Annotated in this window: 15 protein-coding genes and 1 riboswitch; of the genes, 12 read left to right on the top strand and 3 right to left on the bottom strand. The window is 74.6% G+C overall.

Annotated features, from left to right (window positions below; genetic code table 11):
• The first annotated feature begins 7 nt into the window (after positions 1 to 7).
• The 6 genes from dhaL (at position 8) to ACZ42X_RS29900 (ending at position 3989) form a co-directional block, all read left to right on the top strand.
• Positions 8 to 643: a dihydroxyacetone kinase subunit DhaL gene (dhaL, locus tag ACZ42X_RS29925; protein WP_468296732.1), complete on the top strand. Its 636-nt coding sequence runs from the start codon at positions 8 to 10 to the stop codon at positions 641 to 643.
• Positions 640 to 1047, top strand: a complete 408-nt coding sequence (dhaM, locus tag ACZ42X_RS29920) for a dihydroxyacetone kinase phosphoryl donor subunit DhaM (RefSeq protein WP_468296489.1) — start codon at positions 640 to 642, stop codon at positions 1045 to 1047. The genes dhaL and dhaM overlap by 4 nt, the downstream gene beginning before the upstream one ends.
• Positions 1048 to 1086: 39 nt before the next feature.
• Positions 1087 to 1294: riboswitch (cobalamin riboswitch) on the top strand.
• Positions 1295 to 1324: 30 nt separating this feature from the next.
• Positions 1325 to 2017, top strand: coding sequence for an energy-coupling factor ABC transporter permease (locus ACZ42X_RS29915; protein WP_468296729.1), 693 nt, complete (start codon positions 1325 to 1327; stop codon positions 2015 to 2017).
• Complete coding sequence (locus tag ACZ42X_RS29910) at positions 2014 to 2385, top strand: energy-coupling factor ABC transporter substrate-binding protein (protein WP_468296486.1); 372 nt, start codon at positions 2014 to 2016, stop codon at positions 2383 to 2385. The genes ACZ42X_RS29915 and ACZ42X_RS29910 overlap by 4 nt, the downstream gene beginning before the upstream one ends.
• Positions 2386 to 2391: 6 nt before the next feature.
• A complete protein-coding gene (gene cbiQ / locus ACZ42X_RS29905) occupies positions 2392 to 3141 on the top strand; it encodes a cobalt ECF transporter T component CbiQ (RefSeq protein WP_361425335.1) in 750 nt (249 codons plus the stop codon).
• Positions 3142 to 3143: 2 nt separating this feature from the next.
• On the top strand, positions 3144 to 3989 hold the full coding sequence (locus ACZ42X_RS29900) for an energy-coupling factor ABC transporter ATP-binding protein (RefSeq protein WP_468296726.1): 846 nt from the start codon (positions 3144 to 3146) through the stop codon (positions 3987 to 3989).
• 51 nt (positions 3990 to 4040) lie between these two features.
• On the opposite strand, the gene ACZ42X_RS29895 is transcribed toward ACZ42X_RS29900, so the two are convergent.
• Together ACZ42X_RS29895 and ACZ42X_RS29890 are read right to left on the bottom strand one after the other, a co-directional pair.
• Positions 4041 to 4901 (bottom strand): MBL fold metallo-hydrolase, encoded by an 861-nt coding sequence (locus ACZ42X_RS29895; RefSeq protein WP_468296483.1) that lies wholly within the window; start codon positions 4899 to 4901, stop codon positions 4041 to 4043.
• Positions 4902 to 4996: 95 nt separating this feature from the next.
• Entirely contained in the window at positions 4997 to 8200 is a 3204-nt protein-coding gene (locus tag ACZ42X_RS29890; RefSeq protein ID WP_468296481.1) for an AfsR/SARP family transcriptional regulator, read from the bottom strand.
• A 96-nt stretch (positions 8201 to 8296) separates the two neighbouring features.
• On the opposite strand from ACZ42X_RS29890, the gene ACZ42X_RS29885 reads away from it, so the two are divergent.
• The 4 genes from ACZ42X_RS29885 to ACZ42X_RS29870 all read left to right on the top strand — a co-directional run bounded on the left by ACZ42X_RS29885 (position 8297) and on the right by ACZ42X_RS29870 (position 12884).
• A complete protein-coding gene (locus ACZ42X_RS29885) occupies positions 8297 to 9247 on the top strand; it encodes an NAD(P)-dependent oxidoreductase (protein ID WP_468296478.1) in 951 nt (316 codons plus the stop codon).
• Positions 9240 to 10136: an NAD(P)-dependent oxidoreductase gene (locus ACZ42X_RS29880; protein WP_468296476.1), complete on the top strand. Its 897-nt coding sequence runs from the start codon at positions 9240 to 9242 to the stop codon at positions 10134 to 10136. Before ACZ42X_RS29885 ends, ACZ42X_RS29880 begins: the two co-directional genes overlap by 8 nt.
• Positions 10137 to 10230: 94 nt before the next feature.
• A complete protein-coding gene (locus ACZ42X_RS29875; protein ID WP_468296473.1) occupies positions 10231 to 12276 on the top strand; it encodes an FAD-dependent oxidoreductase in 2046 nt (681 codons plus the stop codon).
• 68 nt (positions 12277 to 12344) lie between these two features.
• The gene (locus ACZ42X_RS29870; RefSeq protein WP_468296471.1) at positions 12345 to 12884 is read left to right on the top strand and encodes a PadR family transcriptional regulator; all 540 of its coding nucleotides are present in this window, start codon (positions 12345 to 12347) and stop codon (positions 12882 to 12884) included.
• 17 nt (positions 12885 to 12901) lie between these two features.
• Here ACZ42X_RS29870 and ACZ42X_RS29865 read toward each other — a convergent pair whose 3' ends face one another.
• On the bottom strand, positions 12902 to 13348 hold the full coding sequence (locus ACZ42X_RS29865; RefSeq protein WP_468296468.1) for an anthrone oxygenase family protein: 447 nt from the start codon (positions 13346 to 13348) through the stop codon (positions 12902 to 12904).
• Between the two features lie 90 nt (positions 13349 to 13438).
• Here ACZ42X_RS29865 and ACZ42X_RS29860 point away from each other — a divergent pair, with 90 nt between their 5' ends.
• The gene (locus ACZ42X_RS29860; RefSeq protein ID WP_468296465.1) at positions 13439 to 14017 is read left to right on the top strand and encodes a TetR/AcrR family transcriptional regulator; all 579 of its coding nucleotides are present in this window, start codon (positions 13439 to 13441) and stop codon (positions 14015 to 14017) included.
• Positions 14018 to 14149: 132 nt separating this feature from the next.
• Complete coding sequence (rpmF, locus tag ACZ42X_RS29855; protein ID WP_355359412.1) at positions 14150 to 14320, top strand: 50S ribosomal protein L32; 171 nt, start codon at positions 14150 to 14152, stop codon at positions 14318 to 14320.
• The last annotated feature ends 3 nt before the right edge of the window (positions 14321 to 14323 follow it).

Here is a 14323-nt window from a genome sequence, read left to right as displayed (position 1 = left end):
GGACGTGATGCCCGTGACGCTCGACGTGGAGTTCTTCCGGCGCTGGATGGCGGCCGCTGCCGCGGCCGTGGAGCGCGAGGCGGACCGGCTCACCGAGCTGGACGCGGCCATCGGCGACGCCGACCACGGGGCCAACCTGCGGCGCGGGTTCGCGGCGGTGGCCGAGGTGCTGGACAAGGAGCCGCCCGCGGCTCCCGGCGCGGTGCTCATGCTCGCCGGGCGGCAGCTGATCTCGACCGTGGGCGGCGCGTCGGGGCCGCTGTACGGCACGCTGCTGCGGCGCGCCGGCAAGGCCCTGGGCGACACCGCCGAGGTGACGCCCGGTCTGCTGGCCGAGGCGCTGCGCGCGGGCGTGGCCGCGGTGGCGCAGCTCGGCGGGGCGAAGACCGGTGACAAGACGATGCTCGACGCGCTGGAGCCGGCCGTCGAGGCGCTGGCCACCGCAGCGGACGGCACGGCGGACGAGGCCTTCGGCGCGGCCGCGCGGGCCGCCGAGGAGGGTGCCCTCGGGACCGTACCGATGCAGGCGCGCAAGGGCCGGGCCAGCTATCTCGGGGAGCGCAGTGTCGGACACCAGGACCCGGGCGCGGCGTCCTCCGCCCTGCTGATCGCGGCGCTGGCGGAAGCGGAGGCCTCCCGATGAGCGCCGGGCCCGTGGGCATCGTGCTGGTCTCGCACAGCGCGGCGGTCGCGTCGTCCGTCGCCGAGCTGGCCAAGGGCCTCGCGGGCGGCGGCGGGACCGCGCCCGTGGTCCCCGCGGGCGGCACCCCGGACGGCGGTCTCGGCACCAGCGCCGAGCTGATCGCCGAGGCGGCGGCGTCGGTCGACGCCGGGGCGGGCGTCGCCGTCCTCGTCGACCTCGGCAGCGCCGTACTGACGGTGAAGGCGCTGCTCGCGGAGGGCGACGAGCTCCCCGAGGGCACGCGGCTGGTCGACGCGCCCTTCGTGGAGGGCGCGGTGGCGGCCGTCGTCACCGCCTCGGCGGGCGGCGACCTGGAGGCCGTGGTGGCGGCCGCGTCGGAGGCGTACGGCTATCGCAAGGAGTGACCGATGGCGGGACGGGTTGTGATGTACCTGGTCAACGCACTAGTGTCGCAGGGCCTTGGTGTACGGGAAACCGGTGCGGTACCGGTGCGGCCCTCGCCACTGTGATCGGGAAGTCCGGCTCCACTCCCGGGGAAACCACCCCGGGAAGCCACTGGAACACCGCGGGAGACCGTGGTGTCCGGGAAGGCGGAGCCGCGGCGTTGCATGACCCGTCAGCCAGGAGACCGGCCAGGGCGCGTTGTCCATCCACGAGGTGCTGGAGAGGGTCTCCCACATCATGCATATCGCCGAGGGGTACCTGCCCCCTGTGCACGCGGTCGCCTGGACCGTCGCCGCCGCTCCCTTCGTCGCCCACGGCGTCCGCGCCCTGACCCGCGAGGTCAAGGCCCACCCCGAATCGACTCTCCTGCTCGGCGCGTCCGGCGCCTTCACCTTCGTCCTGTCCGCCCTGAAACTGCCGTCCGTGACGGGCAGTTGCTCCCACCCCACGGGGACGGGGCTGGGCGCGATCCTGTTCCGGCCGCCGATCATGGCGGTGCTCGGCACCATCACGCTCCTCTTCCAGGCGCTGCTGCTGGCGCACGGCGGACTCACCACGCTCGGCGCCAACGCCTTCTCGATGGCGGTCGTCGGGCCGTGGGCGGGCTTCGGGACGTACTGGCTGCTGCGCCGCTCCGGCGTGCCGCTGATGGTGAGCGTGTTCTTCGGGGCGTTCGTCGCCGACCTGTCCACGTACTGCGTCACCAGCGTCCAGCTCGCGCTGGCCTTCCCCGACCCGGCGAGCGGCTTCGCCGGGGCGCTGGCGAAGTTCGGCTCCATCTTCGCGGTCACGCAGCTGCCGCTGGCCGTGAGCGAGGGCCTGCTGACCGTCCTGGTGATGCGGCTGCTGACGCAGTCCAGCAAGGGCGACCTGGCCCGGCTCGGCGTGCTGCCGGCGCGTTCCGTGAAGAAGGAGGCCGTGGCCCGATGAGCCGTAACGCGAAGATCAACACGCTGCTGCTGCTCGTCGTCGTGGCGCTCGCCGTGCTCCCGCTCGCGCTGGGCATGGGCGACCACAAGGAGGAGCCGTTCGCGGGCGCGGACGCGCAGGCCGAGACGGCCATCACCGAGCTGAAGCCGGATTACGAGCCGTGGTTCAGCCCGCTGTACGAGCCGCCGTCGGGGGAGATCGAGTCGGCGCTGTTCGCGCTCCAGGCGGCCATCGGGGCGGGCGTGCTGGCGTACTACTTCGGGCTGCGGCGCGGCCGCAGGCAGGGTGAGGCGCAGGCGCTGGACCGGACCGCCGGTACCGCCGACACCGCTCGCACGGCCGAAGTCGCCGAGACGACGGTCGAGTAACCGCCGGTGCTGCCGATCGACGCGGCGGCGCACAGCAGCCGCTGGCGCCGCCGTCACCCGTGCGAGAAGGCCGTGCTCGGCTTCGGTCTGACGGTCCTCGCGATCTGTCTGCCGCCGTGGCCGGGGGCCGTGCTGGTGGCCGCCGCCACCCTCGCCGTGCTGCTGGGTCCGGCCGGTGTCGGGCGCCGGCAGCTGTGGCGCGCGTTCCGCGTCCCGCTGGGCTTCTGCGTCACGGGGGCGGTTCCGCTGCTGTTCCAGGTCGGCGGGGCCGAGGGGTGGGTGGCGCTCGCGCCGGACGGGCCGGTGCACGCCGGGCGGTTGCTGCTGCGGACGTCGGCGGCGTCGCTCGGGGTGCTGCTGTTCGCGTTCACCACGCCGGTCTCGGACGTGCTGCCCCGGCTCGTGCGGGCGGGGGTGCCCGCGCCGGTCGTGGATGTGGCCCTGGTGATGTACCGGATCAGTTTCCTGCTGCTGGACGCCGTGCGGCGGATCCGGGAGGCGCAGGCGGCGCGGCTCGGGCTGACCAGCCGGGCGGCCGCCTGGCGGTCGCTGGCGGGCCTCGGCGCGACGGCGTTCGTCCGCGCCTTCGACCGGGCGGCGCGCCTCCAGACCGGGCTGGCCGGGCGCGGTTACGACGGCACGCTGCGCGTGCTGGTGCCGGAGGCGGCGGTCTCCCGCCGGTTCCTGGCCGCGACGGGCGCCCTGCTCGCGGGGCTCGTCGCCCTCACCCTCGTACTCGAAAGGTTCCTGCCGTGACCATGCATCGTGACGCCGTCGTGGAACTGGTCGGTGCGGGATTCGCCTACGACGACGGGCCCGCCGTGCTGTCGGGCATCGACTTCGCCGTACCGGAGCGGCGCGCGATCGCGCTGCTCGGCCGCAACGGCAGCGGCAAGACGACGATGCTGCGGCTGCTGAGCGGTGGCCTGCGGTGCGTGAGCGGGCGGCTGCGGCTGGCGGGCGAGGACGTGTCGTACGACAGGGCGGGGCTGACCCGGCTGCGGACGACCGTGCAGCTGGTGGTGCAGGACCCCGACGACCAGCTGTTCGCGGCGTCGGTGGGGCAGGACGTGTCCTTCGGTCCGATGAACCTGGGGCTTTCGGAGCCGGAGGTGCGGGAGCGGGTGCGCGAGGCCCTGGAGGCGCTGGACATCACGGCGCTGGAGGACCGGCCGACGCATCTGCTGTCGCACGGGCAGCGCAAGCGGGCGGCGATCGCGGGCGCGGTCGCCATGCGGCCCCGGGTGCTGATCCTCGACGAGCCGACGGCGGGCCTCGACCCGCACGGCCAGGAGCGGCTGCTGGAGGTGCTGGACCGGCTGCGGGAGTCCGGTACGACGGTCGTGATGGCCACGCACGACGTGGACCTGGCGCTGCGCTGGGCGGACGACGCGGCGGTGCTCACCCCGGACGGCCTGCGCACCGGCCCGGTGGCCGAGCTCCTCGCGGACGCCGCCCTGCTGGACGCGGCCCGGCTGCGCCGCCCGTGGGGCATGGCGGTGGCCCGGGTGCTGCGGGACCGGGGCCTGCTGGGCGCGGCCGAGCAGGGTCCGCGCACGCCGGAGGAGCTGGAGGAGTGGGCGGCGGCGGTACGGGGCGCCTAGGCCCAGCGGTACGGCGGCACGGCGGTGTGGCGGGGCTCAGGTGGGCGGGGCTCAGGTGGGCGGGCCCGGCACGGGTGCCGGGGCGTCGGCGGGGACTCCCCTGCCTTCCGCCGCGGAGGGCTCGAAACCGGCCAGCATCTGCTCCAGCGCCTGCTGGTCCGGGCCGATGAACGGGTCGGCGCCCGGCGCGCCGCTGATCGTGTCGATCATCAGGGGGGTGAGCCCGGTGGCCGGTGGCAGGTGCGTGCTGAGCACCACCTCCGGGTCCATCTCCCGCACCGGCCGGATCGTCGCGAGGTACTTGTCGACGTCCACGTTGTGCACCCACGGGCTGTCGGCGGTGGCCCACAGCAGCTGCCCGGCGCGCAGGTCTTCAGGAGCGACCGCGTCGGCGGTGCCGCCGTCGGCGAGGTCCGCGCTGGGCATCGGCGCGCCGAAGCAGTCGGAGGTGAAGCAGGTGCGCGAGCGGTCGTCGTAGAAGCCCACCGTCACGGGGCTGTCGTAGAGCGGTGGCCGGAACGCCGCGAGCGTGCGGTCGCCGACGTCCAGGGACTGCCCGGGGTTCAGCAGGAAGACCCGGTCGAGGGGCAGCGGGCGCTCGGTGGACATGATGCCCGCGCCGACGAAGGTGGTGACGACCCGCGCCCGCGGGGCGGCCTCCAGCAGGGCGAACAGCCCGCCGGTGTGGTCCCGGTCGGGGTGCGTCAGCCAGATCCACCGCACGTCGGCGGGGTCGACGGCCGAACCGAGCAGTTCCAGGAAATCGCGGTCGGGCAGGCCGAGGCCGGTGTCCACGACGACCGGCTCCGCAGCGTGCAGCACGAACGCGTTGACCGGCAGAAAGCCGATCGCGGGTACTTCGAGGCAGTCCGCGAGGACGGTGACGTCGCGGCCGGCTTTCAGATGGGTCATGGCGGAGCTCCGATGCTCCTGGGGTATGGGGCGTCCTATGGGGTTTCTCCCTTCCATGGTGATACCGCCGGGGTGCGCGGCGCAGCTCACGCCGGTCACGCCCCCTGCCCGAGGCCCGTGGCGTAGGCGGCGGCGAACTCCGCAGCGCCCAGCGCCGCCCGGACGCGTGCCGTGACGCGGTCGACGTCGGCGCGCTCGGCGTCCGGCAGCGGTGCCCCGGCCCGCTCCCGGAGGCGGGCCGCCGCGCCGAGGAGGCGGGCGGCGCGGGACGGGCGGCCGGTGAGGGCGTGGGCGCCGGCCAGGCCCTCGAAGGCGAGGGCCAGGGCCCGGGGGTCGCCGGCGGAGCGGGCGGCGGCGAGGCCCTCGCGGTGCAGGTCCAGGGCCGCCGGCCCGTCGCCGCGCTGCTCGGCGACGAAGCCGAGCTCGGCCAGCAGCAGGGCGGGGCCGGGGCCGAAGGCGACCCCGCGGTGCCAGTCGAGGGTCTTGCGCAGATACGTTTCGGCGCGGTCGAGGCGGCCTTCGCGCCGCGCGCCGAGGGCCAGTCCCATCTCGGCGTGGACCTCCCCCGCGGTGTAGCCCTCCTCGGCCGCCAGGCGCTGCGCCCGCTCGTGGAGCCGCTCCGCGTCCCGGAAGTCCCCGGTCAGGAGGGCGAGCCTGCCGAGCCCGGTGAGCCGGTCGGCGGCGGCCGTCCGGAAGCCGAGCTCCTCGGCGAGGCGCAGCCCCTCCCGGTGGAGCCGCGCGGCCCGCTCGTACGCGCCGGTGATCTCCGCCAGGGCCGCCATCGGGTACGTGGTCGACAGCAGGCCCCAGCGGTCGCCGAGTTCCCCGAAGAGCGCCAGGCTCTCCTCCCCGTGGGCGCGTACGGCGTCGAGGTCGCCGCGCAGCAGCGCCTGCCAGGCCCGGGTGCCGGTGGCCGCGGCGACGCCCCACCGGTCGCCGTCGGCGCGGAAGCCGGCCAGGGCGCGCTCGACCAGGTCCTCGCTGCGCGCCAGGTCGCCGCCGCTGTGCAGCAGCGCGTGGCCGAGGAACCAGCGGCTCCGGTCGTCGGCTCCGTCGTCAGGTTCCGGGGCGTGGCCTCCGGCGAGCACCGTGAAGCCGGCGTGCCGGGCGGCGGCCTGCCGGCGGAGGCCGGCGGGGGCCCCGTCGGCCAGGGCCAGGCACTCGGCGAGGGAGCGCACGGCCTCGCCCAGCCGGCCGCGCAGGAACCAGTACCACGTCAGGGCGAGGGCGAGCCGCAGCGCGTCGGACGCCTCCCGTCGGCGTACGGCGTGGTCGAGGGCGGCGCGCAGATTGGCCGTCTCCCGGTCGAGGCGCTCCAGCCACCGCTGCTGGCCGGGGCCGTGGAGCCCGGGGGCGGCCCGCTCGGCGAGCGCGGTGTAGTACGCGTGGTGGCGCAGGCTCACGGCCTCGGTCTCACCCGCCTCGGCCAGGCGCTCGCGGGCGTACGCCGCGACCGACTCAGCGAGGCGGTAGCGGGGAGCCGGGCCGTCCGACCCGCCGACGCCCGACCCGCCAACATCCGACACGCTGACGAGGGAGCGGTCGACCAGCCGGACGAGCGGGTCGAGCGCGTCGCGGTCGTGGCCGCACACCGCCTCCGCGGCCTCCAGGGTGCAGCCGTCGGCGTGGACGGCGAGCCGGCGCAGGACGGCGCGCTCGTCGTCGCCGAGCAGCTCCCAGCTCCAGTCGATGACCGCCCGCAGGGTCCGCTGGCGGGGCGGTACGCCGCGCCGGCCGCCGGCCAGCAGGCGGAACCGGTCGTCGAGGCGCGCGGCCAGCTCGTGCACGCCGAGGGCGCGCACCCGGGTGGCGGCCAGTTCCAGGGCGAGGGGGATCCGGTCGAGGCGGCGGCAGAGGGTCGCGACCGCCTCGGCGTTGTCGGGGCCCACGGCGAAGCCGGGCACGGCGGCCGCGGCCCGGGCGGCGAACAGCCGCTCCGCGTCGGCCTGTTCCAGTGGCGGAACGGTCCACACGGCCTCGCCGGGCACCCCGAGCGGCTCCCTGCTGGTGGCCAGGACGCGCAGCCCGGGGGCGGTCGCGAGCAGGCGGTGGGTCAGGTCGGCGACGGCGTCGACGACGTGTTCGCAGTTGTCCAGCACGAGGAGCATCCGCCGCGAGCGCAGCGCGTCCTCCAGCCCGAGCCCGCCGTCCTCGCGGACCCCGAGTGCGGCGCTCAGCTGCTCGCCGACGTCGCCGGATGCGGCGAGGCCGACGAACCGGACGTCGTCGGCAGGTCCGTCCGGCCGCCCGGGGGCGGTGAGCGTCGCGGCCGTCTCCTCGGCCAGCCGGGTCTTGCCGACACCGCCGGGTCCCGTGAGCGTCACCAGGCGGTGGGTGGTGAGCAGCCCGCGTACGGCGGCGAGGGCGGCGGCCCGGCCGACGAGGTCGGTGAGCTGCCCGGACGCGGCGGGCGGGACGGCCTGCGGGAGCGCCGCGACCACGGTTCCCGGGCCCGGGACGGGCAGGTCCGGAGTTCCCTGGCCCGGGACAGGCAGGTCCGGAGTTCCCTGGCCTGGCGGCGACAGCTCCGGGTCCTGGCGGAGGATCGCCGTGTGCAGGGCGGCCAGCTCCGGGCCCGGGTCCACGCCCAGTTCGTCCGCGAGCCGCTCCCGCAGGTCGGCGTACGCGGCCAGCGCCTCGGCCTGCCGTCCCGCCCGGTACAGGGCGCGCAGGTGGGCGGCGCGCAGGCGTTCGCGCAAGGGGTGCCGGACGGTCAGTTCACCGAGCTCGCCCACGAGCGCGTGGTGCTCCCCGAGCTCCAGGCGGGTCTCGGCCAGCGCTTCGAGGGCGGTGAGCCGCTCCTCCTCCAGCCGGTGCGCGGCGTTCCGTACGGCGTCGGCGTCGGCGCCCTCGCCCGCCTCGGCGCCGCCGTCGGTGAGGCCCGCGTACGCCTCCCCCGTCCAGAGCGCGAGGGCCTCCGTGAGCAGGCGCGCCCGCGCCGCCGGGTCTCCGGTGCCGTACGCGGACGTGACGAGGGCGGCGAACCGGCCGGCGTCCGTGTCGTCGGCGCCCGCCCTCAGGAGGTAGCCGGGCGGGCGGGATTCCACCAGCGCCTCGGCGCCCGGCTCGGCCGTCCCGAGGGCGCGGCGCAGGCGGGACACCTTGGTCTGCAGGGCGCCGGCCGGGTTGCGGGGCGGGCGGTCGCCCCACAGGTGGTCCACCAGCCGGTCCGTGGAGACGGGCCGGCCCGCGTGGACGAGGAGGTGGGCGAGGAGCGCGCGGATCTTCGCCTCGGGGATGTCGACCGGTCGTCCGTCGCTCGTCAGGACGGTGAGCGGGCCCAGTAAGGAGAAGTACACGGGTGACACCGTAACGACAGTGATCCGCCAGGACTCCGACAGGGCCGGTCGGCACCTTGTTCCCACCGAACCACCCGCCCTTTCAAGGAGACTGCGATGACGACGGACAACCCCACCTCCACGTACACGTACACGTACACGTACGAGAGCGACGAGCCGGCCGCGGTGGCCGTGATCGGCCTCGGGCAGATGGGCACGCGGCTCGCCCAGGCGTTCCTCGCCGCCGGGTACCGCACGACGGTGTGGAACCGCACCGCCGCCAAGGCCGACGCCCTGGTGGTCCAGGGGGCCGTCCGGGCGGCGACTGCCGCCGAGGCCGTCGAGGCGGCCGACCTGGTGGTGGTGTGCCTGCCCGACTACGGCACGGTCGGCGACGTGCTCCGGCCGGCGAGCGCGGCGGGGGCTGCGGGCGCGGGCCTGCGCGGCAAGGTCCTGGTGAACCTGACGTCCGGCACGCCGGAGGAGGCGCGCGAGATGGCCGGCCTGGCGTCGGGGCTCGGCGCCGCGTATCTGGACGGCGCGGCCATGAGCGGGACGCGGCTGGTGGGGCGGCCGGAGGCGCTGTTCGTCCTCAGCGGGTCCGCGGACGCCTTCGCCGCGCACCGCGAGGTGCTCGGCGCGCTGGGTGACTCCGTGCACCTGAGGGCGGACCCGGCGCTGGCCGCGGTGTACGACACGGCACTGTTCGGGCTGGCCTGGGGCGCGCTGGCGGGCTTCCACCACGCCGTCGCCCTGGCGGGCGCGGCGGGCGTGGAGCCGACGGAGTTCGCGGCGGTGGCGGCGGGTCACATGCCTTTCGTGACGTCCCTGATGACGGAGCACGCCCGCCAGCTCGCGGACGGCCGCTTCCCCGACGACGACGGCACCGTGGACGTGCACGCGGCGGCGATGGAGCACCTGGTCCTCGCGAGCCGCGCCGAGGGGGTCGGCGCGGAGCTGCCGGAGCTGGTGAAGTCGCTGCTGGAGCGCGCCTCGGCCGACGGGTACGGCTCGGCCGGCATCGCGAGCGTCGCCCGCGTCCTGCGGGAGGGCGCCCGCCATGCGTGAACGGGAACGGGAGCGCGAGCGCGTGACGGTCCTGGGGCTCGGCCTCATGGGTACGGCGATCACCGAGGCGTTCCTCGCCGCCGGGTACCGCACGACGGTGTGGAACCGCACCGCCGCCAAGGCCGACGCCCTGGTGGCGCAGGGAGCCGTACGGGCGGCGACCGCGGCGGAGGCGATCGAGGCGGGCGACCTGGTCGTCGTGCCGCTCCTCGACGCCGCCGCCGTACGGGAGACCCTCGCGACCGCGGCCGCGGTGCTGTCCGGCCGCACGGTGGTGAGCCTGGCGAACGGCTCGCCGGAGGAGGCGCGGGAGGTCGCGGCGTGGGTGGCGGCGCAGGGCGCGCGGCACCTGGACGGCACGATGATGGCGCTGCCGCAGTCGGTCGCCACGCCGGACGCCTTCTTCCTCTACAGCGGCGTCGAGGAGGCGTTCGTCCGGCACCGTGCCGCGCTGGAGGTGATGGCCACCGCGCACTACCTCGGGGCGGACGCGGGGCTGGCGGAGATCCACTCGCTGGCGCTCCTCGGCACGGGGTACGCCGCGCTCACCGGCTTCCTGCACGCGGCCGCGCTGCTCGACGCCGTGGGGGGCCTGGCGCCGGAGGCCTTCGCCCCGCTGGCGGCGGGGTGGCTGCGCGGGATGGCGGACTTCCTGCCGGAGGTCGCGGAAGAGGCCGCCTCGGGCTCATACGCGAACGGCGTCTCCACCGTCGACCTGAACCGGGTCGCGGTCGGTCATCTCGTGCGGCTCGGCCGGACGCACGGCGTCGACTCCGCGGTGCACGAGCCGCTCAAGGCACTGCTGGAGGGGCGGGCGGCCGAGGGGAAGGGGACGGAGAGCTTCTCCTCCGTCTTCGAGCTCCTCAAGGCGGGGGCGCGCCGCACGTAGCGCACGTCACGCCGGGACCCTTATGCAACTTGTTGCACAAGGCGTCCGGCGTCGTCTACAACTGGTGCGACGACACCCCGCCGAGGAGGCCCCCATGACCCCGACCCAGAGCCGGAGCCAGAGCCCGAGCCCGTACCCGCATCTGCTCAGCCCGCTGGACCTCGGGTTCACCACCCTGCCCAACCGCGTGCTCATGGGGTCGATGCACGTCGGTCTGGAGGAGGCCGAGAACGGTTTCGCGCGCATGGCGGCCTTCTACGCCGAGCGCGCCCGGGGTGGCGTGGGCCTGATCGTGACCGGCGGCATCGCGCCGAACGACGCGGGGCGGCCGTACGAGGGCGGGGCCAAGCTCACCACCGAGGAGGAGGCGGCGAAGCACCGGGTCGTGACGGACGCGGTGCACGCGGCCGGCGGGCGCATCGCGATGCAGATCCTGCACTTCGGCCGGTACGCCTACCACCGCGACCTCGTCGCGCCCAGCGCGATCCAGGCGCCGATCAGCCCCTTCGTACCGAACGAGCTGACCGACGCCGAGGTCGAGCAGACGATCGAGGACTACGTGCGCGCCGCCGAGCTGGCGAAGTCGGCGGGGTACGACGGCGTCGAGATCATGGGCTCCGAGGGCTATCTGATCAACGAGTTCATCGCGGCCGCCACCAACCACCGCACCGACCGGTGGGGCGGCTCGTACGAGAACCGGACGCGCTTCCCGCTGGAGATCGTCCGCCGGACGCGCGAGCGGCTCGGCGAGGAGTTCATCCTCATCTACCGGCTCTCCATGCTGGACCTGGTGCCGGGCGGCTCGACCCTGGAGGAGGTCGTGGCGCTCGCCAAGGAGATCGAGGCGGCCGGCGCGACGCTGATCAACACGGGGATCGGCTGGCACGAGGCCCGCATCCCGACCATCGCCACCTCCGTGCCGCGCGGCGCGTACACCTGGGTGACGCAGCGGCTGATGGGCGCGGTCTCCGTACCGCTGATCACCAGCAACCGCGTCAACACCCCCGAGGTCGCCGAGCGCATCCTGGCGGAGGGGCGCGCGGACATGGTGTCGATGGCCCGGCCCTTCCTCGCCGACCCCGACTTCGTCGCCAAGGCGGCGCAGGGCCGGCCGGAGGCCATCAACACGTGCATCGGCTGCAACCAGGCCTGCCTGGACCACACCTTCAGCGGGAAGATCACCTCCTGCCTGGTCAACCCGCGCGCCTGCCACGAGACCGAGCTGGTCCTCTCCCCCACCCGGCTGCGCAAGCGCGTCGCGGTGGTCGGCGCCGGCCCGGCGGGGCTCGCCTGCGCCGTGAGCGCCGCCGAACGCGGCCACGAGGTCACGCTGTTCGACGCCGCGGAGGAGATCGGCGGACAGCTCAACATCGCCAAGCGGGTACCGGGCAAGGAGGAGTTCGACGAGACGCTCCGCTACTTCCGTACGCGGCTGGCCGAGAGCGGCGTGGACGTACGCCTGGGCACGTACGCCACCGCCGGGGCGCTCACCGGCTACGACGAGGTCGTCGTCGCGACCGGGGTGACCCCGCGCACGCCCGCCATCGAGGGCGTCGACCACGGAAGCGTGGTCAGCTACCTGGACGTGCTGCGCGACGGCGCGCCGGTCGGCGAGCGCGTGGCGGTCATCGGCGCGGGGGGCATCGGCTTCGACGTGGCGGAGTTCCTGACGGACGGCGGCGAGGGCGCGAGCCGGGACCCGGAGACGTACTTCCGGCAGTGGGGCGTCGACACGTCGTACGCGGAGCGCGGCGGACTGCGCGCCCCCGAGCGCCCGAAGCCGCCGCGCACCGTGCACCTGCTGCAGCGCAAGACGTCCAAGGTCGGCGCGGGGCTGGGCAAGACGACGGGCTGGATCCACCGCACGGAGCTCAAGCACCGGGGCGTCACCATGATCGCGGGCGCCGTGTACGAGCGGATCGACGACGAGGGCCTGCACATCACCGTGGACGGCGAGGCCCGGACCGTACCCGTCGACACGGTCGTGCTCTGCACGGGGCAGGAGCCGCGGCGCGACCTGTACGAGGAGCTCGTGGCGGCCGGGGTGTCCGCGCACCTGATCGGCGGCGCGGACGTGGCCGCCGAGCTGGACGCCAAGCGCGCGATCGACCAGGGGACGCGGCTGGCGGCGGCTCTGTGACCGTGCGTCCCGTGGGTCGCGTGCGTCCCGTGGGTCGCGTGGGTCGTATGCGTCCCTAGGATGCGGTCATGTCACTCCCGCACGCGATCCTCACCGCCCTGCTCGAGAAGCCGTCCTCGGGTCTGGAGCTGACCCGCCGGTTCGACCGGTCGATCGGCTACTTCTGGTCGGCCACGCATCAGCAGATCTATCGCGAGCTGGGAAAACTGGAGCAGGCGGGGCACATCCGGGCCCTGCCCGCGCAGGCTCCGGCCCGTGGGCAGAAGAAGGAGTACGAGGTTCTGCCCGCGGGCCGTGAGGCCCTGAGCGAGTGGGTGCGCAGGACCGAGGACCCCAAGCCCATCCGGGACGCCTTGCTGCTGCGGCTGCGCGCGGCGGCGGTGGTGGGGACGGAGGGCTTCGCGGACGAGCTGCGCCGCCATCTGGCGTTGCACCGGGCGCAGTTGGAGGAGTACCTCGGGATGGAGGAGCGGCAGTTCCCGCCGGAGCGGCGCGCCACCGAGGCCGACCGGCTGCGTCATCTGGTCCTGCGCGGGGGCATCGAGCTGGAGCGGTTCTGGACGGCGTGGCTGACGGAGGCGCTGGCGGAGTTCGACCGCGGCGCCTAGGGCGGCGCGTGTCCGCCCTAGGCGAGGGCGGCGACCAGCAGGGCGAAGGCGGCGATGATGACGGCGACGCGGACGTAGTGGTAGCGGTCCCAGCGGTTCGCCTGCTCCTTCCAGTCCTCGGGCCGGTTCTCGGGGGTCCACGTCTTGCTCCGGTTGTTGATCGGGACGAGCAGCAGGACCGACATGATCACGCTGACGATCAGCAACGCGCCGGCGGTGACGACGAGTCCGGTGCCAGGGTGGTGCCATCCGGCGGCGGCCCAGACCGCGACCAGGACGAGCGACGTGATGTACCAGACCGGCATGACGGCGCCGAGCATCCGGCCTCCGTGGGCGCGGCCGAGTTGGCCGCTGTCACCGGGGAGTGCGTCGAGGATCCGGTTGATGACGAAGGCGACGGAGAACTCCACCCCCACCATCACGCCGACGACCACGGTGGTGAACACCTCGAGTGCGTTGAGCATGATGATCCTCCTGGGATCTAGCACTGCTAGCTGATGAAGCAACGCTAGACCTACTGCCGCTCGATTGTCTAGCGGTGCTAGGGTCGAAGCATGTCGGTACAGGAACGCAAGCAGCGCGAGCGGGCCGAGCGCGAACGCCTCATCGTGGCGACGGCCCGCGACATCGCCGAGCAGCTGGGCTGGGACGCGGTCACCACCCGCCGGCTCGCCGAGCGCATCGAGTACAGCCAGCCCGTCCTCTACAGCCACTTCCGCGGCAAACGGGAGATCATCGGCGCCGTCGCCCTGGAAGGCGCGGCCGAGTTGGCCGCGGCGGTGCGCGCCGCCACCTCCCGCGCGAACGGCCCGCGCGAGCGGGTCACCGCCCTCGCGCGCGCCTACCTCGAATTCGCCGCACGCAACCCGGCGGTCTACGACGCCATGTTCCAGCTCGACGGCGGCCTGGCGTTCGCGGTCGAGGACACCCCGCAACCCCTCAAGGACGCCTTCGCCGCCCTGCTGGAAAGCCTTGGCGAGGTCGCCGGGGAGGGCGTCCACCCGGGACAGTTCACCGAGGTGTTCTGGGCGGCCCTGCACGGACTGGCCACCCTGACCCGAGCGGGGCGGCTGCCGCCGGAGCACACCGAGTCGCGGGTGAAGCTGCTGGTGGACCGGCTCGCCGTGGTCTGACGCGCCACGCCATGACCCGGCACACCTCGGCGATCAACGGCGGACAATGGCCGGGACATGACCGAAATTGTTAACGGTAATCATTTTCAGGTAGCGTGACCCCACCGTACCGACGATGGAGGTCTCGCAGTCATGGCCGTACCCAAGCGGAAGATGTCCCGCTCCAACACCCGCCACCGCCGCGCCCAGTGGAAGGCGTCCACGCCCCAGCTGGTGCCCGTGACGGTCGACGGCTCCGTCTACCAGGTGCCGCAGCGCCTGGTGAAGGCGTACGAGCGCGGCCTGATCCAGCCGGAGGGCTGAGCG

The organism is Streptomyces sp. NPDC030862, assembly GCF_055571835.1.
This window is presented reverse-complemented; position numbering and strand designations above follow the sequence as displayed.

Excerpts from the sequence above, each read along its gene's own strand:
- dhaL (WP_468296732.1), top strand. The coding sequence starts at position 8 with ATGCCCGTGACGCTCGACGTGGAGTTCTTCCGGCGCTGGATGGCGGCC.
- dhaM (WP_468296489.1), top strand. The coding sequence starts at position 640 with ATGAGCGCCGGGCCCGTGGGCATCGTGCTGGTCTCGCACAGCGCGGCG.
- ACZ42X_RS29915 (WP_468296729.1), top strand. The coding sequence starts at position 1,325 with ATGCATATCGCCGAGGGGTACCTGCCCCCTGTGCACGCGGTCGCCTGG.
- ACZ42X_RS29910 (WP_468296486.1), top strand. The coding sequence starts at position 2,014 with ATGAGCCGTAACGCGAAGATCAACACGCTGCTGCTGCTCGTCGTCGTG.
- ACZ42X_RS29900 (WP_468296726.1), top strand. The coding sequence starts at position 3,144 with ATGCATCGTGACGCCGTCGTGGAACTGGTCGGTGCGGGATTCGCCTAC.
- ACZ42X_RS29895 (WP_468296483.1), bottom strand. The coding sequence starts at position 4,901 with ATGACCCATCTGAAAGCCGGCCGCGACGTCACCGTCCTCGCGGACTGC.
- ACZ42X_RS29885 (WP_468296478.1), top strand. The coding sequence starts at position 8,297 with ATGACGACGGACAACCCCACCTCCACGTACACGTACACGTACACGTAC.
- ACZ42X_RS29880 (WP_468296476.1), top strand. The coding sequence starts at position 9,240 with ATGCGTGAACGGGAACGGGAGCGCGAGCGCGTGACGGTCCTGGGGCTC.
- ACZ42X_RS29875 (WP_468296473.1), top strand. The coding sequence starts at position 10,231 with ATGACCCCGACCCAGAGCCGGAGCCAGAGCCCGAGCCCGTACCCGCAT.
- ACZ42X_RS29870 (WP_468296471.1), top strand. The coding sequence starts at position 12,345 with ATGTCACTCCCGCACGCGATCCTCACCGCCCTGCTCGAGAAGCCGTCC.
- ACZ42X_RS29865 (WP_468296468.1), bottom strand. The coding sequence starts at position 13,348 with ATGCTCAACGCACTCGAGGTGTTCACCACCGTGGTCGTCGGCGTGATG.
- ACZ42X_RS29860 (WP_468296465.1), top strand. The coding sequence starts at position 13,439 with ATGTCGGTACAGGAACGCAAGCAGCGCGAGCGGGCCGAGCGCGAACGC.
- rpmF (WP_355359412.1), top strand. The coding sequence starts at position 14,150 with ATGGCCGTACCCAAGCGGAAGATGTCCCGCTCCAACACCCGCCACCGC.